A 21,636-nucleotide genomic window follows, 5' to 3' on the forward strand; every position below is an offset into this window, starting at 1 on the left:
TTTATAAAACAGCGTTTCTTTTGTATCAAAAGGGAAGGTCATTTTTGCGAGCCAGCCTTCAGAAATGCCTGAAGGCTGGTGAAAAGGCAGGCAGTTAGCGGTAGTTGACGAGCACCTCGTTGCGCTGAACTTTCAGCGCCGGGATCAGACGTCCACCGCCTGGCACTTCCCAGATAAAGCGTAAAGGCTCCTGAGCAGACACCCCGTTGAAGGCCTGGGTGGTGCCACTTTGTCCCTCGATTTCCGCGCAGCGGGTCAGCGAGCACAGACGCACCCGCAACCCGGCCGGTGTGGGTCCCGTCAGGGTGTAATTCCAGGCCACCAGCGTCATCTGCCCGGACACGGGCTCAGAGGCAGACAACGGACGGGAGGAGATCGACTCCCCGCGATGGTTGAGCGTTAAGCCTATACTGCTGGCCTGCCATGCCCCCTCGCCTGCGGCCTGCGCCGCCAGCGGGAAAAGTAAGATCCACAGCCACTTCCGCATTATTTCCCTCCTATGGTCGCCGTCATGCGAATATTGCGGTTATCGGACAGCTCCATATTCGACAGTACCACCAGCTGGTTCAGGCTCCGGCGCAGGAAGCGCGACAGCAGCGGACGCAGCGCATGATTCACCAGCAGCACCGGCGGCGCGCCCAGCATCTCCTGACGCGCCAGCGCCTCCTGGGTTTGCGCCAGTAATCTGTCCGCCAGACCCGGCTCCAGCCCGCCACCGCCCTGCAACGCCTGAAGCAGCAGCCGTTCCAGCGGTGTATCCAGGCCAATGACCTGCACTTCGCCGGTTCCCGGGAACCATTGCTGGGTAATGGCGCGTCCGAGCGCCACGCGTACCACCGCCGTCAGTTCGTGCGGATCGCTTTGCAGCGGCGCATGTTCGGCCAGCGTCTCAAGGATGGTACGCATATCGCGAATGGGCACCTTCTCGTCGAGCAGGTTTTGCAGCACTTTATGCAGGGTGGTTAAGGTCAGCACGCCCGGCACTAAATCTTCGGTCAGCTTCGGCATCTCCTGCGTTACGCGGTCGAGCAGCTGCTGCGCCTCCTGACGGCCAAACAGTTCCGCAGAGAACTGGCCAATCAGATGGTTGAGGTGCGTCGCCACCACGGTACTGGCCTCAACAACCGTGTAACCCTGGATCTGCGCCTGCTCTTTCAGAGCGCTCTCAATCCAGATTGCCGCCAGACCAAAGGCCGGGTCGGTCGTCTGCTCACCCGGCAACGTGCCTGCGGCCGTGCCCGGGTTAATTGCCAGCCAGCGGCCGGGGTACGCATCACCGCTGCCGATTTCTACCCCTTTCATCAGGATGCGATAGCGCGCGGGCGGGAGATCCATGTTGTCCCGGATGTGGACCACCGGCGGCAGGAAGCCCATATCCTGGGCGAATTTTTTACGAATGCTGCGGATACGGCCAAGCAGTTCACCATCCTGCTGGAAATCCACCATCGGGATCAGGCGGTACCCCACTTCCATCCCCAGCGAATCTTCGAGCTGAACGTCGTTCCAGGTGGCCTCCACCGCCTGGGTGTTCTCAGGCATTTTGACCGGCGCTGGCTCTGCCTTAGGCTGCGTTTCACGGCCACGCATCCACCAGGCAAGGCCCAGCAGCGCGGCAGTAAACAGCAGGAATACCAGGTTTGGCATGCCAGGCACCATACCGAGCAGGCCCAGTACCGCCGCGGAGAGCAGCATAACGCGCGGGTTGCTGAACAACTGCCCCACCATCTGCTCGCCTACATCCTGATCGGTGCTGACGCGGGTCACAATCACACCCGCCGCGGTGGAGATCACCAGCGCCGGGATCTGCGCCACCAGACCATCACCAATGGTCAGCAGCGTATAGCTTTCCGCTGCGTGGCCCATGTCCATGCCGTGTTGCAGCACGCCGACAAGCAGGCCGCCGACGACGTTAATCACCATGATCAGAATGCCCGCGATGGCGTCACCGCGCACAAACTTACTCGCACCGTCCATGGAGCCGTAGAAATCTGCCTCCTGGGTCACTTCGGCACGGCGTTTTTTTGCTTCATCTTCCGCGATCAGCCCGGCATTCAGGTCGGCGTCGATGGCCATCTGCTTACCCGGCATCCCGTCGAGCACGAAGCGCGCGCCTACTTCTGCGATACGCCCCGCACCTTTAGTGATAACCATGAAGTTGATAATCACCAGAATGACGAACACCACGATACCGATGGCGAAGTTGCCGCCCACCAGGAAGTGACCGAAGGCTTCGACCACCTTGCCCGCCGCCGCCGCGCCGGTGTGCCCTTCCATCAGGATGATACGCGTGGAGGCAACGTTCAGCGCCAGACGCAGCAGCGTGGTGAACAGCAGGATCGTTGGAAACGCGGCGAACTCCAGCGTGCGCTGGGTGAACATCGCCACCAGCAACACCATGATGGACAACGCAATGTTGAAGGTGAAAAGCAGGTCGAGAATAAATGCCGGTAACGGCAGCACCATCATCGACAGAATTAGCAGGATCAGAATCGGTCCGGCAAGGATCTGCCATTGCGTCGATTTCAGGTTGCCGGGCAGGCGCAACATTGCCACCAGATTAGCCATCAGTGTCCTTCTCGTTCAAAAAATCCAGTGCTTCAGGCACCGGAAGGTTCTCAGGTTTTACAGGTCGTTGACCGCCCGCTAAACGCCAGCGTTTCAGTTGCCACACCCAGGCCAGCACCTCTGCGACAGCGGCGTAGAGCTGGCCCGGGATCTGTTGTCCAATTTCCGCGTGGCGATACAGCGCACGGGCCAGCGGCGGTGCTTCCAGGATCGGTACGCGGTTTTCCGTCGCGATTTCACGAATGCGCAGCGCAATCAGCCCGGCCCCTTTCGCCACCACTTTCGGCGCGCTCATTTTGTTTTCGTCGTACTGAAGCGCCACGGAGTAGTGGGTCGGGTTGGTGACGATGACGTCGGCTTTCGGCACATCTTCCATCATGCGCCGACGCGCGGCGGCACGCTGCATCTGCCGGATACGGCCCTTAACGTGGGGGTCGCCTTCCATCTGTTTATATTCATCGCGGATGTCCTGACGCGACATTCGCAGCTTTTTGATATGGGAATAGATCTGGAAGATAACGTCGAACGCCACCATCGGAATAATGCTCAGTACCACCAGCAGCGAGCATAACCCGACCAGGTTCAGGGCATTTTTCATCGCCGTCATCGGGGACTCGCTGATCAGGCGCATCATCTCCGGCCAGTGGTGCCACAGAAAAAACCCGGCTGTACTGCCCATAAGAAGCGATTTCAGGATCGCTTTAAGAAGCTCAGCCCCGGTTTGCGCGGAGAACATTTTCGCAATACCGGGTAGCGGGTTGAGCTTGGAGAATTTCGGTTGCAGCGATTTACCGCTGAACACCAGGCCACCGAGCATGACCGGCGAAACAAGGGCCACGATGACCACGCCCGCGATCAGCGGCAGCAAGGCGATCATCGCGCTTTTCACAAGGTTGATGATTTGAATGAGGATCAGATTGGGGTCATTGACCATGCTGTGATCAAAACGTAAGCCAGCAGAGAGCATTCCCGCCAGTCTGCGGGCGAGCATCTCCCCGCCCCACCAGATTATGCAGACGCCCACCACCAGGATCAGCAGGGATGTCAGCTCTCGGGATCGGGGGATCTGCCCATCCTCACGGGCTTTTTCAAGTCGGTGGGGTGTGGGGGCTTCTGTTTTGTCGTCGTTCTCTTCTGCCACTGTGCCTGCTCGCAGCCCATTAATTCACGGGTATCATGCCAGCGCAGAGAAAATCCAATGGCGGGAAAAGCCCGTTTATTCGGGCTCTTTTCGCTGTTTTTGTTCTGAGCTGCCTCAGGCCGCGTTAACGACCTGAGGCAGAACGGGCAATCAGAAACCAAGGCTATCCAGCAGATCGTCCACCTGGTCCTGGCTTGCCACCACGCCCGCTTTGCTGGTGTCAAGCTGTGGACCATTGAGCAGGCTTTCGTTCTCGCGTTTCGGACGGGCAGCCGGTTCCGGAATGTTCTCCAGCAGCACCATCAGCAGCTGACGTTCAATCTCCTGAATCACATCCATCATGCGCTTGATCACCTGGCCGGTAAGGTCCTGGAAATCCTGCGCCATCATGATGTCCAGCAGCTGGGCGTTAGTGAAGCTGGTGTGGCCCGGCACGTCACCCAGGTACTGACGGGTATCCGTTACCAGTTCGCGGGCATCCGCCAGCTCAATAGGGTTCTCAAACCACTCATCCCAGCGTTTGCTCAGCGCTTTCGCACCCTTCTCCATGGCATCCTGGTGCGGCTGCGAGGCTTCAACGCTGTTCAACGCACGCTCGGCCGCCTGCGCGGTCATCTGCACGACGTAGTCCAGACGGTCGCGCGCGTCAGGGATGGCTTCCGCCGCTTCGGCGATCGCCTGGTCCAGCCCCAGCTCACGCAGGCTGTCGCGCAGCATGCGGGTCAGGCTACCAATGCGGGCAATAATGTCGCTCGGCGAATGTTCTTCAACGGGTTTCATAGCAGGTTGCAACATATCCATCACCTCACATGCCGAGTTTCTCGAAGATCTTCCCGAGCTTCTCTTCCAGAGTCGCCGCGGTGAATGGCTTCACCACGTAGCCGCTTGCGCCCGCCTGTGCAGCGGCAATAATGTTCTCTTTCTTCGCTTCTGCGGTCACCATCAGTACCGGCAGAGAGGCCATACCTGCATCCGCGCGGATGGTTTTCAGCAGTTCGAGACCGTCCATGTTCGGCATGTTCCAGTCGGAAATCACAAAACCAAACCCGCCAGCCTGGAGCTTGTTCAGCGCATCCACCCCGTCTTCTGCTTCTTCAACATTGTTGAAGCCCAGCTCTTTCAGCAGGTTGCGCACAATGCGACGCATGGTGGAAAAGTCATCCACAACCAAAAACTTAAGCTCTTTATCCGCCATAAAATAATACTCCTGAGTCAAATACGTATTGCCTGTCCGGCACTGATTTTCGCCAGCATCTGCTGGCTTACCTGGCTAAGATCGACCACTTCGCTTACGCCACCCATATTGATGGCCTCGCGCGGCATGCCGAACACCACACAACTTGCTTCATTCTGCGCAATCGTCCAGGCGCCAGCCTGGTGCATCGCAAGCATTCCGGCGGCGCCGTCGTTACCCATCCCCGTCAGGATCACCCCAACGGCGTTGCGCCCCGCATGTTTCGCCACCGAATGAAACAGCACATCCACCGACGGACGGTGCCGGTTAACCGGCGGCCCGTCATGAATTTTGATTTGATAGTTCGCCCCGCTGCGCGCCAGCTCCATGTGCTTGTCACCCGGGGCGATATAGGCGTGACCCGGCAGCACGCGCTCGCCGTCTTCCGCCTCTTTCACGCTGATCTGGCACAGCTTATTCAGGCGCTCCGCGAACGAGCGGGTAAAGCCCGGCGGCATATGTTGCGTAATCAGAATACCCGGGCTTGAGAGCGGCAATGGCTGGAGTACATGGCGAATTGCCTCTGTTCCTCCGGTTGACGCGCCAATCACCAGCAACTTTTCCGAGCTGAGTAACGGCCCCGCCTTCAGGGTTGCCGGGGCTGCCGTCGGTTTATGCGCGGCAAGCTTCGCCCGGGACGCGGTGCGGATCTTCTCGGCGATCATCTCGCTGTACGCCAGCATCCCCTCGCGAATGCCGAGCTGCGGCTTGGTGACAAAATCCACCGCCCCCAGCTCCAGCGCGCGCAGGGTGATTTCTGAACCCTTACCGGTCAGAGATGACACCATCACCACCGGCATCGGGCGCAGGCGCATTAATTTTTCCAGGAAATCGATGCCATCCATGCGCGGCATTTCAACATCCAGCGTCAGCACGTCGGGGTTATATTTTTTGATTAAATCCCGCGCGACCAGCGGATCGGGCGCTGTCGCCACCATCTCCATATCGCTGTGGCTATTGATGATTTCGGTCATGATCTGACGCATCAGCGCCGAATCATCGACAGACAATACCCTGATTTTACTCATGCTTTTTCCTTAATCATCGCATATACCGTTTGCCCACGCAGGCTAAACTCACGCACGAGGTTGCTGAAGTTTTCCGAGTGCCCGGCAAACAGTAAACCGTCAGGCTTGAGCAACGGAACAAAGCGACGCAAAATGTCCTGCTGCGTCGTTTTATCAAAATAGATCATCACGTTACGGCAAAAAATGGCGTCGAATGGCCCCGGCACGTTGTACTGCTTATCCAGTAAATTAACGGGGGCAAATTCCACGCAGTTCGCCAGCTCCTGGCGTACGCGCACCAGTCCTTCATGCGGGCCGGTACCGCGCATGAAGTAACGCTGTAGCTGCTGGGGAGACAGCGTTTTCAGCTCATCCTGGCGATAAACGCCGTTACGGGCTTTTTCCAGCACTTCCGTGTCGATGTCGCTGGCGTACACTTTCCAGCGACCCGGCGCCATGCCCAGGGTGTCCGCCAGGGTGATGGCCAGCGAGTACGGCTCTTCCCCGGTAGAGGCCGCCGCGCTCCAGACGCGATACTCTCCGCCACGGCGACGGGCGTGTTCCGCCAGCACCGGGAAGTGATGCGCCTCGCGGAAAAACGCGGTCAGGTTGGTGGTTAATGAGTTGATAAATGCCTGCCATTCGGCGCTGTTCTGGTTCGCTTCGAGCATGCTCAGATAGCGGCCAAAATCGTCCAGCCCCAGCGTGCGCAAGCGCCGCACCAGCCGGTTGTAGACCATGTCTCGCTTATGGTCCGCAAGCACGATCCCCGCACGCTGGTAGATTAACTGACATATCCGACGAAAATGCGCGTCGGACAGCGCGAGGCGCTGTGTCATCTGCAACAATAATGACGTTTGCCCTGAGGGCATGGGTGATGTCATAGCGCCTTCTCAATCACATTCAGGATACAACGGGCACGGCCTGTGACCGTCCGACTTCTGTTACTGCTTCAACGTGCTCTTTCACATTAAATACGGCGACTAACCCGGTAAGGTGATCCGCCTGGTTTGCCAGCTGATCGGTCGCAGCCGCCGCCTCTTCCACCAGTGAGGCGTTCTGCTGTGTAACCTGATCCATCTGTGTAACGGCCTGCGCAACCTGCTCAATACCACGGCGTTGTTCATCAGACGCCGAGGCAATCTCGCCCATAATGTCGTTAACCCGCGTCACGGAGGTGACTATCTCGTGCATGGTCTGCGCGGCGGTATCCACCAGCGCGGAGCCCTGCTGAACGCGGGAGACCGACTCTTCTATCAGCCCTTTGATCTCTTTCGCCGCATTGGCGCTGCGGCTGGCGAGGTTTCGGACTTCACCGGCAACCACCGCGAACCCGCGCCCCTGCTCGCCGGCACGCGCCGCTTCCACCGCCGCGTTCAGCGCCAGAATATTGGTCTGGAACGCGATACCGTCGATAACGCTGATAATGTCGCCAATTTTCTGCGAGCTGGCGGCAATCTCCTGCATCGTGCTGGCAACGTGAGAAGCCTGATCGCCCCCACGTTTCGCCGTCATCGCGGCCTGTTTTGACAAGTCGGACGCCTGACGCGCGTTATCGGCGTTCTGGCTTACCGTCGCGGTCAGCTGCTCCATGCTGGCCGCCGTCTGCGCCAGCGATGCCGCCTGCTGTTCAGTGCGGGAAGAGAGGTCGTTATTGCCTGCCGCAATCTCGGAGATCCCGGTATGCATGGCGTAACTGCCCTGGCGAACGTTGCTTACCGTTTCCCGCAGCGAACTCTGCATCGCCTTCAGGCTGGCGAAAATCGCTGATATTTCATTCCTGCCATACACGGCCACCGGACGCGCCAGGTCGCCCTTCGCAATACTGTCGAAGTGACTGCTGACGATGGCCAGCGGCTGGACGATCATTTTGCGCGACCACCACAGCGAGCCGCCGGTCAGCAGGGCCGCCAGGATTACCATAGTCAGGAATATCACCCCTGACATGCGGTAACTTGTACGGCTGTCCGCACCGGCACGCGCCACAAACTGGTTAATATCCTGCTGCCATGCGTTAAAGCTGTGGTCAAACGCCGCCTGAGACGCCTGCACCGGCGCGGTCAGGAAGTCAGAAAGCTGGTTGTTCTCCAGCCACGTCGCCTGATGGTCGAGATCGCCGTACCACACATCAAAGGTCTTTTTCATGGCGACTTTGAGCGCTTTCTCTTTCTCACTGACCGCCTCCTGCGCCGTAAACGCCTTAAACTGCGCGTCGGCCTGCTTCAGGCTGCTGCGGGCCACAACCATCAGCGCCTTAATATCCTCCGGCGGATAGCTCAGCGCGGTTAACGTCCCTGCTTTGTTCAGCGCAGTGCTTGCCTGCAACAGCACGGCACGCGTTTGTGCCAGTGCGGAGCGCTGCTGATTACTCGTCTCAACTTCCTGCAAATTCTGATAGCCATCGCGAAACGCCCAGAAAGACAACCCGTTACTGCCAACCTGCAAAACCCCACACAGGATCAGAATCAAAAACAGTGTGGTCGAGATACGAATACGATTTAACATCCACGCTCCCATCAAGCGGCAAGCAGCCGCGGTTTAATTGTCAGTCAAAATGTTTCCCAGTTTTCATCTTGTCCGGTCACCGCTGCGCGCGTACGTGCTGTCACGGGCGCCGGGGCTGCTTCGCCGTACACCGACCGCGAGCTGACCGTATTTATTGTTTTTGAAGTAAGACGGAACGCCGAGACGGCCATTTTCAGGCGGCTCGCCTGGTCCTCCAGCGCAGCGGCCGCGGCAGCGGACTCCTGCACCAGGGCGGCGTTTTGCTGCGTCACACGATCCATTTCCGATACCGCCAGGGCGACCTGGTCAATACCACGACTCTGCTCATCCGATGCAGAGGCGATTTCACCCATGATGTCCGTCACGCGCGTCACGGCATTCACGATGTCATTCATGGTTTCACCCGCACTTTCCACCAGCACCGAGCCGGTATCCACGCGTGAAACAGAGTCTTCAATCAGAGCTTTGATCTCTTTCGCCGCATTGGCGCTGCGGCTGGCGAGGTTACGCACTTCGCCGGCGACTACGGCAAACCCGCGGCCCTGCTCGCCCGCACGCGCCGCTTCAACGGCCGCGTTCAGCGCCAGGATGTTGGTCTGGAAGGCGATGCCGTCGATAACGCTGATGATGTCGGCGATTTTCTTCGAGCTGTCGGCAATGTCATGCATGGTTTTCACCACGCCGTCGACCACCCGACCCCCGCGCTGGGCGGTATCGGACGCGCTTTCTGCAAGCTGCGACGCCTGACGGGCGTTGTCGGCATTCTGCTTCACGGTCGCGGTGAGCTGCTCCATGCTGGCCGCCGTCTCTTCCAGAGCGGACGCCTGCTGTTCGGTACGGGACGAAAGATCGTTGTTGCCCATCGCGATTTCACTCGTGCCGGTATAGATGGCATCCGCCCCCTCGCGCACGTTGGCGACGGTATCAATCAGCGAACGCTGCATATGGTCGACGCTGGTTGCCAGCTCGGTGATCTCATTGCGGCCAGAAACGGACAGCGTTTTCGTGAGATCGCCCCGGCCAATATCACGGATATGGGCAATGACGCGGCCAAGCGGGTTAAGAAGGATATGACGAATGCCGTACCACACGGCCACCAGCACTATGACCAGCGCGAGGGCGAGAACCGCCATCTGCCATTTCGCGAAACGGTAGTCGTTCTGGCTTTGCGTGAACGCGGAGTGATAAAGCTCGCCGCTGGCTTTAGCGTACTCGCCGAGCGCCGCGCCGAGGGCGTTCTGCATTCCCTGGGTCGGCTGCGCGAAATAGGCGTCCATATTGCCCTTCTCCAGGAACTGCACCAGCTCCGTGAGGCCGGCGAAGTAGGCCTGATATTTTTCATCTATGTTCTCGCTCGCCTGCGCCATTGCCGGCTGAGGGGCGATTTTTTTGAAGGCGTCGTAATGTTTCGCCGCGTCTGCCAGCGTGGCGCGCGCATTCTTCAGCAGTTCCGTTTTTGCGCTGCTCTGCTGGTTATTTGGGTCCATCATCATGCGGGCAGACGAGCGGCTCAGGTTGATACGCGTCTGCAACATCAGATCCCAGGTCGTGGTCAGTTCGCTTTGCTGCATTCGCAAAGCGTTCGAGGCCGCGAAGCTGTCCTGGTTCTGTTTTAACGACGAGAAAAAGAGGCCGCCAGAAGTAAGCTGAAGAAGTGCGAAAATGACCAGCACCATCATAAGCATTGTGACAACGCGGATACGGTTCAACATACAACACCTTCTCATAGATTTATTAACGGTGTTATCGGCACAGGCCACAGGAACTTTACATTTGCGAAAGGGAAAAGCGCGGGAGTCAGAATGCGACGTCGACAATCAGCGTGTCGGTGTAGGTTCCGGCAGGCGGCGTGGCCTGGCTGGTCAGAACTTTGGCGGTGTAGTTGTAGGTACGTAAAAGCCCGTCCGTACTGACCTGCGATGAGCTGGCGCTGGCCCAGCGCTCGCTGCCGCTGCTACCCCAGCGGTTGCTGGTCGCCTCTTTGTAGATGTCGTAACTCATGAAGTTGCTGCCGCTGACCATACGACGCACGTTGTTCAGGGCATTTGCCCCATTATTAATGCCTATGGTGTAGGTGCTGCCTTTGGTACAGGTGACGGCAACCGACTGTGAAACGGTGGGAAAATTTTGCACCAGCGGCGCGCTGTTAAAATTCACGTCCGGCGTGGTCATGGTGCTGCAATCGTTGGTGACGGTCATGTTGACGAGAATGGAGGTGGTTGCCGTGCCGGTTTGCGGGGTCAGGCACGCACCGACCGCGCCAACGGCGCACACGTTGTAGTTGATGCTGAACGTTAACAACACCTGGTACGGCCCGGCAGTGACGTTCTGCCCCATTACGGTCCGGAAATAAAGGGGAATGTTGTAGCGCCTTGAACCCAGCAGCCCGAGCAGCGTGTTTCCACTCCAGGTATAGGCTTTGCTGATTTGTACTTCACTGTTTCCGCCGCAGCCGGACGCCCCGCACAGGCGCGTAGGAATGACATCGGTAATAGCCGCGTTGTCCGTACGCTTCATGGTCGCCCGGCTATTCGCAAAGACGGATGCCGAAGTGTAAGTCAGCGTCACCGAGTCGTTGGTTAACAGGTTGAGAACGGTATCGCAGGTCACCACCAGCGTGCCCGTCGTTTCCACTTCCCCGGTGCCGCTGAGTGCGAACGAGGTGACGCTGCCAAACGAGGCATTCACCGTACTGACGGTACAGGCCGCCCAGCTGCCGCCGGAGCACAGCAGCAGAAGCGCGATTAACAGGCGTCTCACGGCGCCTCCCGACAGGTCAGCGGACCGTAGGTTTGCAGCTTATGCTCAGGGTTTGCGCCAACGGTCAGCGTTGCCGTACAGCGTTTACCCTCCGGGGTGATGACCTCAAGCGGATTCACATCGTTGAGGTTTTCCAGCCAGGCGAGGCCGTCATAGCCGACAACCGCGCTGCTGCGGGATGCGCGTCTGACCTGGCTTCCCACCGGGATCGCATTGCCCTGCGCATCGTGCAGAATGACGCTGGCAACCCGCTCCTGCTCCATCGGGAAATCCACCAGATAACCGTTATGCCGACGAATCGCCACCCGACGCTCGGTCTCTTTCAGCCGGGTATCCGCAGGTAAGTTCAGGGTATCAATGCGGTAGCTTGCCGGGTAATAGGCGGAAACGCCGCTGACCAACAGATAACCTTTGTTATTGGTTTTACCAACCGGCTGGTTTTCGTAGCTGACGGGTACGTCCGGATGTCCGTCGGTGCTGATCACCACAAACGCATCGTTGATTTTGTTCGCCGCAAACAGCTCACCGTCCATCAGCACAACAGAACCCATTGCCTCGCCCCACCAGGTCATCATGCCCTTCTCACCGTAGCCGCCGCCCTGTAGCTCCACATTGTTATTCCGCCAGCCGAGCGTAGCCTGCTGATAGTTACTCGACCGCGACTGGTTGGCCCAGGCCATGTTCCAGCTAAAGCCGCCGTCTGAAGGCATCGAGTGGTTGTAGTTAATGCGTTGAGTGCTGCCTGCGTCAGGGGTGTTTTCAAAGGTGACGGCGGCGCTGTCACGTTCGCCGAGGGGAACCTGCAACGACAGCGCAACCGTCCAGTCGCCCCGCTGCTGGTCACGGCTGGCAGCCAGATAAATACTGCTTGAGCCCCACAAATTACGGCTCCAGGAGAGGTTGAGCAGCTCAGTTTTTTTGCTGTCAAAACTTTCAACCCCGATCCACGCCGCGCCGATATTGCCGTAACCGCCGAGGTTAAAAGTTAAGGAATACTGGTCGGTATTGCGGCTCAGGCTGGCAACGGGGTTATCATTTTCATCATAAACGGTGGGCTGAACGTACAGGGCGAGGTTGCCGAAGCCACGGTCGCGCCGGGTATGCTGGGTCGCTACGCTAAACTCGCTGGTGTTGTACTGATAGCCCCAGTTTATCTGGCCGCCGCTATCGCCGCGCATGCGGCTTTGGGTCCACGAGGTATTTACCACGCCAAAACGCCCGAGCTTCAGCACCGTGCCCGCTCCGCCGAGCGCCAGCGACTCCGCCCCTTCCGCATGCCCCTCCAGCGTCAGCCAGTCGGTCACCCCGTAGCGATACGATCCGCTGCCCGCCGCCGGGCCATAGTCAAAATTCTCAATACCGTAGTTACGCCGCAGGCTGCCCAGCGTCACGGCGCCGTCGCTTAACCCCTGCTTAAGCAGATCGCTGCTGACATAAAACGGCAGCGTGGTACTCACCTGACGACCCAGCGCATCAGTGGTAACCAGCACCGCATCCCCGGCACCGTTGATATACGGCAGATTGGTGAGGGTAAACGGCCCCGGCTGAAGGCGGGTGGAGCCGGAACGGTAGCCATTAATAAAGAGATCGACCGAGGTCGGGACAGCCGCCTCGCCGGAAAACGCCGGCAGCGGCCAGGTCACCAGATCAGGACGCAGGGAGAAGTCGCGCCCGTAGCTGATCCCGCCCATGCGCACGCTGGTGCTCCAGCTCAGCGCATCGCTGATGACGTCCCCGACGGTCCAGGTGGTGGCATCTTCCTCGTTGGTGATCAGAAACGTTGAGTCGTAGCGCACGTACCCTTCCTGCTGCCCGCTGTTACCGGTGAAATTCTGCCGGGCGTAACCCGTCGATGAAAACGAATAATCCTCATTGAAATAGCGGAACTCGTGCCAGACCGACGCCTGGCCGCCCGTGTGCTCGGAATGGTTGGTATAAACGTCGTAATTGAGCAACGCGCCGCGGCCATAGTGCGGCTTGCTATGCGTGTTCTGTTCGCTGAACGGCGTGATCCGCGCGGCGACCCAGTCCCGGGGGACCGTCAGCAACAGACGCTGGGCCGTGCTGTCGTACTCTGCGCGTACCGACGTAAGCGTCGAGAGATTCACCTCTCCGGCAGGCACATGCGCGGGCGGCAGCCCGGCGCGGAGCAAATCCGCGCCCGAAATAAACCAGGCACCCTCGCGCTGCGTCACCGGCACCACCAGACCCGTGTCATAGTGGTTCAGCACCAGGGCGAGCTGGAATACTGCTTCGCCGTTCATCGTCCGTGCATCCGGCGGCGGCGGTAAACTGTCGTCACCGGTTTCGGCAAAGGCGCTGGTACTGACGCAAAGCAGGATCATCATCGCCGGTTTCAGTTGACGGGCGTCGATTGCCATTGCGTATCCCTGGCATTAATTTGCGCGCTCATCCGGTTCGGCTGATAAATCCCTGCCGGAAGCGGCCAGCTTCGGGTGCTGCCTGGCAGCACATAACCCAGCAGCCCCTCGGCAACCGTGCGTTTTTGCCCGCCCTGCTCAACCGCAACCTGGCTGAGCCGGACGTGAACATCCCCCTGATTACGGACCTGAAGCGCGGGTTTCCCCCCCTCCTGAACGACCCGCCAGCTCAGCTGTTGGGTATTCGCCAGCGCGTGGTGTGCCCCTTCGTTGAGGGTGGGGATCCCCTGCCCATAAACAAATAAAGGAATCGAATAGCGCATTTGCAGTTTGAGGCCCATGGACGGTTCCGCTTTGGCATCCGGCTGGGGAATTTCATCCACAATAATGCGGTAGGCCTGCTCAACCCCCGACGGGATCGTCCCCTGCTTGATCAGGCGAATAAGCTGTTTACTGCCTTTAGCGATAGTCACGATCGGCGGGCTGGCGACCACATCCTGCTGGGCGGTGTAACGCTCATATCCGCCCTCCTGTTTCCAGCGCACAATGCGTATCTGCATTGTCGTGGCGCTGTTGCCCTGATTCTGGATCCACAATTCAGTTGCTCTGGCCTCTGCCGAAAGCCACGGATCGATGGGCCACAAAAGAATGGTTGCCGCTGCCTGCGCCTGGCCCGCTGCCAGAGCCGTTGCCCCCAACAGACCCACCAGGCCTGATCGCCTGAAAAATGGCTTCATCGATGTTCTCCCTTTCCTACCATGACAAGGTCACGGTGAGTTGATCTGAATATGTTCCCGGCAGGCTAAACCCCGTCAGGAGCGCGACGCCAAAAAGAGGCAGCGCGATGTTATTGCTGTTGGTATAGGTAATCGGTATGGCCTGGTTAACGCCAATTTCACTGTTAGCGGCCAGTGAGCTGCTGCTGTAGAGCCGGTAACCGACCACCTCTGTCCCGCCTGAACGCGTCATCCGCCTCACAGAGCTAAAATTCTGACCGCCGTTAATGCTCATACTTAGCGCCACACCCGGTGTGCAGGCGATGGACAACGCGCCGTCGGCGACAAAGCTGGTGCTGACCGGCGTGTTGTCCACGCCATTGCGGGTTCCAAAATCCAGCGTCCCAAAGCGCCCGCCCGTGCCGGTACTCACCGAGCATCCTGGTACTACCGTCGCGCTCACCCTGAAGGACTGGGATGTCACCGCCCTGGCGTCGCAGATCATCATCAGCCCGACGATCAGGGCCAAAAAAGGGTGCACGACGCCCTCTGCGCTTTCGCGCAGACATAAACACAATGCCTTCATGGCTGAATCAGTAGGTGACGCTGACGTTAATCGTGTCGGTATAGGTTCCCGGTACAACCGTTACGCTATTGCCGCCGCCCGTTATGCGCCCGTAGAGGGTATAGCTGTTCACCCCGCCCGCTGTGGAAGCTACGGGCAACGCGGCGTTGTTAGCAATCACGTTGTTGTACCCGCTGTCGCTATAGAGGCTGTATGCCACGCCCTGTGCCGCATTGGCGGTGTTCACCAGATATCGGGCGGGTGTGCCGGGGGTGCCGACAACAGTTCCGGGTGCGGTCGCGTTGGTGTTGCCGGTGATCGCCACCGTGTAACTGGCAGTGGTACATTGAATGGTAAAGGTATTACCGCCGCTGGCCCCGGTTAACTGGGTTGTCAGGGTGGAGAATGTCGCAGGATGGGTCCCGAAATCGAGTGTCCCGAAGTTAATGCCGTTTTGCGTTGGCGAGCCGTTGATCAAACAACCGTTCGTCAACGTCAGCGTCGCCCCGATAGTACCGCTACTGGTGACTGCCAGCGCCTGACCGACAGTCGCCGCCGTCAGCAGTGTACCCGCGCAGATAAAAAGAAGTTTTCTTTTCATTTACCACCCTCCAGAAGAAATAATGGTCCGCTTGCCATATTTTATTCATACTGTTCAGTATGTTAGCCCCGCTTAAACATTCCCCGGCGCGGTTACTGAGAATTTAGTTTATGGTTCACGCTTCAACCACTTTCAACGAAGGTGAGACACCCGCCCCCAATTAACAGACTATTAACAAACATTACAAAGAGTTAGCAAAATAAAACGGGCATTATTCTTGCTTAATCTGAGGATATATCGCGTGTAATGTGATCTGCATCACAATATATCGTTATGATAAAAACAACGAATTTCATAAAAATTAAAAACAAGTTGTAACTCACGCAGCTTTACTTCAATTTATGCCTCGAATATTTTCCTGCGCTTAAATAAAAATTTTGTATGCATCGACGCAGGAAACTCTTTTAGCGCATAGAGGATCTTTTTGTGGCAAGTGCAAACAAACTCACGCTCTTCATCGTGATTTTCATGCTGGCGGGTATTCTTTCAGGTGCGGCGATCCATGAGTATGCTTCGTCCGACGCGATACAGGCCTGGTCGGAGAACATTACGCTACTGACCGATATTTTCCTGCGGCTGATTAAGATGGTGATTGCCCCGCTGGTGTTCAGCACCCTGACGGTGGGCATTATGAAGCTGGGTGAAACGTCGACGATTGGGCGCGTCGGGGGTAAAGCGATGGTGTGGTTTATCAGCTCATCCGTGCTTTCCATTCTGGTGGGGCTGTTTATTGTTACCCTTGAACAACCCGGCAGCGGTCTGAACCTGAGCATACCCACAGAGACGGTTGATACCGGCCTGGCCGTTAGTGGGATGTCGCTGAAAGCCTTCCTGTCACACACCATTCCAACCAGCATTGCCGGCGCGATGGCGAACAATGAGATCCTGCAAATTGTGGTCTTCTCGATGTTCTTCGGCATTGGCGGCGCGTCACTGGGCCAAAAATTCAACGCCCCGCTGGTCGCGGCGCTGGATGTGGTCTCCCACATTATGCTGAAGGTGACGGGCTACGTGATGTACGTTGCGCCGCTGGCCATTTTTGCCGCAATTTCGTCCGTCATTGCCACCCAGGGGCTGGGCATTTTGCTGAACTATGCCTCGTTTATTGGCGGTTACTATGTGGCGATCCTTCTGACCTGTCTGGTATTGCTGGCGGTAGGTTACATGGTGCTGAAAAAAGAGATTTTTCGTCTGGTGGCGATGCTGAAAGATCCGGTGCTGGTCGCGTTTACCACCAGCAGCTCTGAAGCGGCATACCCGAAAACGCTGGAGCAGTTAGCGCGCTTCGGCTGTTCACGGAATATCGCCTCTTTCGTCCTGCCGATCGGCTACTCGTTTAACCTGGTCGGCTCCATGGTGTACTGCTCGTTCGCCTCAATGTTTATCGCCCAGGCGTACAACATTCACCTGAGTTTCACCGAGGTGACGGTGCTGATGTTAACGCTGATGCTGGCCTCGAAAGGCATTGCGGGTGTACCGCGCTCGTCGCTGGTGGTGCTGGCGGCAACCATTCCGAGCTTTAACATTCCGGTGGCCGGGATCCTGCTGCTGATGGGGATTGATCATTTCCTGGATATGGGACGGTCCGCCATTAACGTGCTGGGGAACGGGATTGCGACAGCGATGCTGTCGCAGAATGAAGGGGCGCGGGAAGCGGAGGCAGAGCTGGTGGAGCAGGAGGCGTAAGGATACAAAAGAGCCGGGTGGCGCTGACGCTTACCCGGCTTCATTTTATGCTACATGATTCGCCGCAATATCCAGCAGCGCCATCTCTTCACTGTTCAGCAGCTTCTCAATATTCACCAGAATTAGCATACGCTCGCCGAGCGCACCCAACCCCGTCAGGTATTCCGTCGACAGCGTGACCGCAAACTCCGGCGCAGGACGGATTTGATCTGCGGTCAGCGACAGTACATCAGACACGCCATCCACCACGATCCCCACCACGCGCTGCCCCAGATTCAGGACGATCACCACCGTGTTATCGTTGTACTCCACATCGCCCTGGCTGAACTTCACGCGCAGGTCCACGATAGGCACAATCACACCGCGCAGGTTGGTCACACCCTTGATAAACGCTGGCGTGTTCGCAATGCGCGTTACCTGGTCGTAACCACGAATTTCCTGCACTTTCAGGATGTCTATACCGTACTCTTCATCACCTAAAGTGAAAACCAGGAATTCCTGCCCCGATGGCTCGCCCGCCAGTTTCGTTACGTTACTCATACCGGTCATGTTATTACCTTTTACTTAATCAGGCGGCTGTGTTCGCCACACGTTGTTCACGATTTAATCCCTGAAGTGCCGATACATCGACGATCAGCGCGACGCTACCATCACCCAGGATGGTGGCAGCAGAGATCCCCGGCACTTTGCGGTAGTTGCTTTCCAGGTTCTTAACCACCACCTGATGCTGACCAATCAGCTGATCAACCAGCAGCGCGTAGCGGCGTCCGGCGCTTTGCAGGATCACAACGATACCCTGCGTGGCCTCGGTTTTTGCCCCGTCCACTTCGAACACTTTCCACAGTTCCACCAGCGGCAGATACTCGCCGCGTACTTCGAGCACGCGCTCCCCGCCCGCCAGCGGATGCAGATCTTCTTCACGCGGCTGGAGGGACTCCATCACCGCGTTCAGCGGCAGAATAAAGACTTCGTCCGCCACTTTAACGGACATGCCGTCAAGAATGGCCAGCGTCAGCGGCAGCAGGATACGAATCGTGGTGCCTGCACCCTGCTTAGACTGGATCTCAACGTGACCGCCCATCTCCTGAATGTTACGTTTCACCACGTCCATGCCCACGCCACGGCCGGAAACGTCGGTGACCTGCTCTGCGGTTGAGAAGCCCGGGGCAAAAATCAGCATGCCCACTTCTTCGTCCGTCATGTTTTCGTTGACCGCCATTCCCTGCGAGATCGCCTTCGCCAGAATGCGCTCGCGGTTCAGGCCCGCGCCGTCATCGGTCACTTCGATGCAGATGTTGCCGCCCTGATGTTCCGCTGACAGGATCAGGTTGCCCACGGGCGATTTTCCGGCTGCCACGCGATTTTCCGGCAGCTCGATGCCGTGGTCGAGGCTGTTACGCACCAGGTGCGTTAACGGGTCGATAATGCGTTCGATCAGGCTCTTGTCCAGCTCGGTGGAGCTGCCCATCAGCGTGAGTTCGATCTGTTTGTTGAGCTTGCCGGCCAGGTCGCGCACCAGGCGCGGGAAGCGGCTGAAGACATATTCCATCGGCATCATGCGGATGGACATCACCGATTCCTGCAAATCGCGGGCGTTACGTTGTAACTGGCCCATGCTGGTGATGAGATCGCCGTGAGTCACCGGGTCCAGCTCGTTGGAACGCTGGGCCAGCATCGACTGGGTGATCACCAGTTCACCCACCAGGTTGATTAGCTGATCCACTTTCTCCACCGCCACGCGAATGCTCGTGGACTCGCTGGAACGCGCCGCCGGTTTTTCACCGCGGGCCGGGGCAGCCGTCTCTTTTGGCACGGCTTTCAGTGCCGGGGCAGCGGCAACTACCGCAGGGGTATTCTCTGCCGGAGCTGGCGCTTCAACGGCCGCCGCCTCGGTTTCAAACGCAATCTGATCCGCTTCAATGACGAAGCAGAGCACTGCCACGATGTCATCCTGACCGATCCCGCCGTCAAGCGTCGCGGCCAGGCTGTCTTTGCCCTTCACCACGTTGCTGAGCGTCGCCAGGTTCCCCAGCTCCTCTTCCAGCAGGTTGACCTCGTTCTCCTTCAGACGTGACAGCACCACGCGCAGTTTTCCTGCGGGCGCGTCAGGCGCCGTAGCGGGTTCGGCCACGGCGTCAACAACGCTCAGTTTTGCCGCAGGGAGAGCGGGCGCAGACGCCTCACCTTTGGCTTCCAGCGCTAACTGACGCAGCGCGTTGCAGATGTATTCAAAGCTGGCGGCATCAGGCTCTGCCGAACTTTTATAGGCGTCGAGCTGTTCCTGCATAATATCTTTCGTTTCCAAAAACAGGTTGATAATGTCGGTATTGAGCTGCATCTCACCGCGTCGTGCTTCATCCAGCAGGTTTTCCATTAAATGGGTGGTTTCCTGCAAAATGGTAAATCCAAACGTTCCGGCTCCGCCTTTAATGGAATGCGCCGCACGGAAGATGGCATTGAGCTGTTCTGAGTCCGGCGCCTCGGGCACCAGATCCAGCAAATGTTGCTCCATATCGGCCAACAATTCGTCGGCTTCATCAAAAAATGTCTGGTAAAAATCGGTAATATCCATGCTCACGCTATCACCTCGGATTGGCTGGTGGCGATGTTGGAACGGCAGCCGAAGGGACGGCCCCAGGCTGTTTTAAATCGTCCAGTGACTCATTCTGACTTTCGGCGTTTTCATGCAGGATGGCCTGCTCCGCCTGCTGGTTCAGCACTAAAAGACTGATACGACGGTTGATGGCGTCATCCGGTCCGCGGTCGGTAAGGCGCATGGTTGCAGCCATGCCGACCACGCGCAGGACCTTGCCATCATCAAGCCCACCCGCCACCAGCTCGCGACGCGAGGCGTTGGCGCGATCGGCAGAAAGCTCCCAGTTGCTGTATCCTTTCTCTCCCGTGGCGTACGGGAAATCATCCGTGTGTCCGGACAGGCTAATGCGGTTAGGAATACCGTTCAGTACCGGTGCAATCGCACGCAGAATATCGCGCATGTAGGGCTCGACATCGGCGCTGCCGGTTTTAAACATCGGCCGGTTCTGGCTGTCGATGATCTGAATACGCAGCCCTTCCTGTACCAGGTCAATTTTCAGATGCGGACGCAGCGCACGCAGCTTGGGGTCCGCTTCAATCAGCTGATCCAGGTCACCGCGCAGTTTTTTCAGGCGCGCCTGCTCCATCCGTTTTTTCAGCTCGTCGATGTTAGGCTGTTTTTTCACTTCGCCCTGCTGCTGGGTGTAATCGTCACCGCCGCCGGGGATCGGGCTGTCGCTGTTCGAAATGCGCGGCCCGCCGGTGACCGCCGTCGCCAGCGGCGTCCTGAAATATTCCGCAATCTGGATAAGCTCTTTCGGGCTGGAGATGGAGATCAGCCACATCACCAGGAAGAACGCCATCATGGCGGTCATAAAGTCGGCGTACGCGATCTTCCAGGAGCCGTGAGAACCGTGCCCGTGCGCCTTATGCTTGCGCTTTTTTACGATGACGATCGGATGGGACTGGTTTTTCATGCGTCCTCAGTTGTCGTCTGTTGGTTGGGGTTTTTCACCGCGCGCACGTGCTCTTCCAGTTCGATAAACGACGGACGTTCGCTGGAGTAGAGCGTCTTACGACCAAATTCGACGGCGATCGGCGGGGCATAACCGTTGAGGTTTGAGAGCAGCGTAATTTTCACGCACTGCATCATTTTGGTGGTTTCGGCGCTCTTCTGGCGCAGCACGCTCGCCAGCGGGGAGATAAAGCCGTAGGCCAGTAAAATACCGAGGAACGTCCCCACCATCGCGTGGGCAATCAGCGCGCCCAGCTCAGCCGCCGGGCGATCCGCCGAGGCCAGAGCATGTACCACGCCCATTACCGCCGCCACGATGCCGAACGCCGGAAGCGAGTCGCCCACCAGCGCCAGGCTGTTGGCCGGCACTTCGGATTCGCTCTCATGGGTTTCAATCTCTTCGTCCATCAGGGCTTCAATTTCGAAGGTGTTCATGTTGCCGCTGATGATCAGGCGCAGGTAATCGACGATAAAATCGAGCATCATCGCGTCGGCCAGAATACGCGGGTAGCTGGCGAAAATTTCGCTCTCTTTCGGGTTTTCGATGTCCCGCTCCAGCGAGAACATCCCCTGCTGACGTGACTTCGCCATCAGGCGATAGAGCAGCGCCAGCAGATCCATATACATGCTTTTGGTGTATTTCGAGCGACGAAACAGCAGCGGAATCGCCTTCAGCGTGCCCTTGATCGATTTACCGTTGTTACCAACGATAAAAGCCCCTACCCCTGCACCGCCGATGATGACAAGTTCAGCCGGTTGATAGAGTGCTCCAAGGTGCCCGCCGGTCATCATATAACCGCCGAAAACTGTACCGAGAACTACCAGGTAACCTAATAAGATAAGCACGACATCATCCTTCCGCTAGTGACTATGGCAGGACGTTCATTTCGAGCGCGAGACCTGAACGCAGGGTAAAAAAAAGCAG

General features: G+C 57.9%; 19 protein-coding genes. 1 reads left to right on the top strand and 18 read right to left on the bottom strand.

Annotation, left to right across the window (positions count from 1 at the left end; translation table 11 throughout):
* Positions 1-94 precede the first annotated feature (94 nt).
* The 14 genes from DD597_RS14940 to DD597_RS15005 form a co-directional block, all read right to left on the bottom strand.
* On the bottom strand, positions 95-487 hold the full coding sequence (locus tag DD597_RS14940; RefSeq protein ID WP_003859725.1) for a flagellar protein FlhE: 393 nt from the start codon (positions 485-487) through the stop codon (positions 95-97).
* The gene (gene flhA, locus DD597_RS14945) at positions 487-2,565 is read right to left on the bottom strand and encodes a flagellar biosynthesis protein FlhA (RefSeq protein ID WP_003859723.1); all 2,079 of its coding nucleotides are present in this window, start codon (positions 2,563-2,565) and stop codon (positions 487-489) included. Before flhA ends, DD597_RS14940 begins: the two co-directional genes overlap by 1 nt.
* Positions 2,558-3,706 (bottom strand): flagellar biosynthesis protein FlhB, encoded by a 1,149-nt coding sequence (gene flhB / locus DD597_RS14950; RefSeq protein WP_003859720.1) that lies wholly within the window; start codon positions 3,704-3,706, stop codon positions 2,558-2,560. Before flhB ends, flhA begins: the two co-directional genes overlap by 8 nt.
* A 150-nt stretch (positions 3,707-3,856) precedes the next feature.
* Positions 3,857-4,501, bottom strand: coding sequence for a protein phosphatase CheZ (gene cheZ, locus DD597_RS14955; RefSeq protein ID WP_003859718.1), 645 nt, complete (start codon positions 4,499-4,501; stop codon positions 3,857-3,859).
* A 10-nt stretch (positions 4,502-4,511) separates the two neighbouring features.
* On the bottom strand, positions 4,512-4,901 hold the full coding sequence (cheY, locus tag DD597_RS14960; RefSeq protein ID WP_000763862.1) for a chemotaxis response regulator CheY: 390 nt from the start codon (positions 4,899-4,901) through the stop codon (positions 4,512-4,514).
* A gap of 17 nt (positions 4,902-4,918) precedes the next feature.
* Complete coding sequence (locus tag DD597_RS14965; protein WP_003859716.1) at positions 4,919-5,968, bottom strand: chemotaxis response regulator protein-glutamate methylesterase; 1,050 nt, start codon at positions 5,966-5,968, stop codon at positions 4,919-4,921.
* Positions 5,965-6,831, bottom strand: a complete 867-nt coding sequence (gene cheR / locus DD597_RS14970) for a protein-glutamate O-methyltransferase CheR (protein WP_129256342.1) — start codon at positions 6,829-6,831, stop codon at positions 5,965-5,967. The genes DD597_RS14965 and cheR overlap by 4 nt, the downstream gene beginning before the upstream one ends.
* 19 nt (positions 6,832-6,850) lie before the next feature.
* Positions 6,851-8,452: a methyl-accepting chemotaxis protein IV gene (gene tap / locus DD597_RS14975; RefSeq protein ID WP_129256343.1), complete on the bottom strand. Its 1,602-nt coding sequence runs from the start codon at positions 8,450-8,452 to the stop codon at positions 6,851-6,853.
* Positions 8,453-8,496: 44 nt separating this feature from the next.
* Positions 8,497-10,164, bottom strand: a complete 1,668-nt coding sequence (gene tar, locus DD597_RS14980; protein ID WP_129256344.1) for a methyl-accepting chemotaxis protein II — start codon at positions 10,162-10,164, stop codon at positions 8,497-8,499.
* An 85-nt stretch (positions 10,165-10,249) separates the two neighbouring features.
* Complete coding sequence (locus DD597_RS14985) at positions 10,250-11,212, bottom strand: spore coat U domain-containing protein (protein ID WP_045896077.1); 963 nt, start codon at positions 11,210-11,212, stop codon at positions 10,250-10,252.
* Entirely contained in the window at positions 11,209-13,593 is a 2,385-nt protein-coding gene (locus DD597_RS14990; RefSeq protein ID WP_129256345.1) for a fimbria/pilus outer membrane usher protein, read from the bottom strand. The genes DD597_RS14985 and DD597_RS14990 overlap by 4 nt, the downstream gene beginning before the upstream one ends.
* The gene (locus tag DD597_RS14995) at positions 13,569-14,330 is read right to left on the bottom strand and encodes a molecular chaperone (RefSeq protein WP_022651454.1); all 762 of its coding nucleotides are present in this window, start codon (positions 14,328-14,330) and stop codon (positions 13,569-13,571) included. Before DD597_RS14995 ends, DD597_RS14990 begins: the two co-directional genes overlap by 25 nt.
* A gap of 16 nt (positions 14,331-14,346) precedes the next feature.
* Entirely contained in the window at positions 14,347-14,895 is a 549-nt protein-coding gene (locus DD597_RS15000; protein WP_032659181.1) for a spore coat U domain-containing protein, read from the bottom strand.
* Positions 14,896-14,902: 7 nt separating this feature from the next.
* Positions 14,903-15,475: a spore coat protein U domain-containing protein gene (locus DD597_RS15005; protein WP_003859701.1), complete on the bottom strand. Its 573-nt coding sequence runs from the start codon at positions 15,473-15,475 to the stop codon at positions 14,903-14,905.
* A gap of 426 nt (positions 15,476-15,901) precedes the next feature.
* On the opposite strand from DD597_RS15005, the gene DD597_RS15010 reads away from it, so the two are divergent.
* Positions 15,902-17,161, top strand: coding sequence for a dicarboxylate/amino acid:cation symporter (locus tag DD597_RS15010; RefSeq protein ID WP_003859700.1), 1,260 nt, complete (start codon positions 15,902-15,904; stop codon positions 17,159-17,161).
* 45 nt (positions 17,162-17,206) lie between these two features.
* On the opposite strand, the gene cheW is transcribed toward DD597_RS15010, so the two are convergent.
* Genes cheW through motA form a run of 4 tightly spaced genes read right to left on the bottom strand, consistent with a single transcriptional unit; the run spans position 17,207 to position 21,557 of the window.
* Entirely contained in the window at positions 17,207-17,710 is a 504-nt protein-coding gene (cheW, locus tag DD597_RS15015) for a chemotaxis protein CheW (protein ID WP_003859699.1), read from the bottom strand.
* Positions 17,711-17,729: 19 nt separating this feature from the next.
* Complete coding sequence (gene cheA, locus DD597_RS15020) at positions 17,730-19,739, bottom strand: chemotaxis protein CheA (RefSeq protein ID WP_129256346.1); 2,010 nt, start codon at positions 19,737-19,739, stop codon at positions 17,730-17,732.
* A 4-nt stretch (positions 19,740-19,743) separates the two neighbouring features.
* The gene (gene motB, locus DD597_RS15025) at positions 19,744-20,673 is read right to left on the bottom strand and encodes a flagellar motor protein MotB (RefSeq protein WP_045337563.1); all 930 of its coding nucleotides are present in this window, start codon (positions 20,671-20,673) and stop codon (positions 19,744-19,746) included.
* The gene (motA, locus tag DD597_RS15030) at positions 20,670-21,557 is read right to left on the bottom strand and encodes a flagellar motor stator protein MotA (RefSeq protein WP_003859696.1); all 888 of its coding nucleotides are present in this window, start codon (positions 21,555-21,557) and stop codon (positions 20,670-20,672) included. Before motA ends, motB begins: the two co-directional genes overlap by 4 nt.
* Between the last annotated feature and the right edge of the window lie 79 nt (positions 21,558-21,636).

Origin of the sequence: Enterobacter cloacae complex sp. 677-3DZ2D5B (assembly GCF_004136695.1) — a bacterium.
Lineage (GTDB): Bacteria > Pseudomonadota > Gammaproteobacteria > Enterobacterales > Enterobacteriaceae > Enterobacter > Enterobacter hormaechei_C.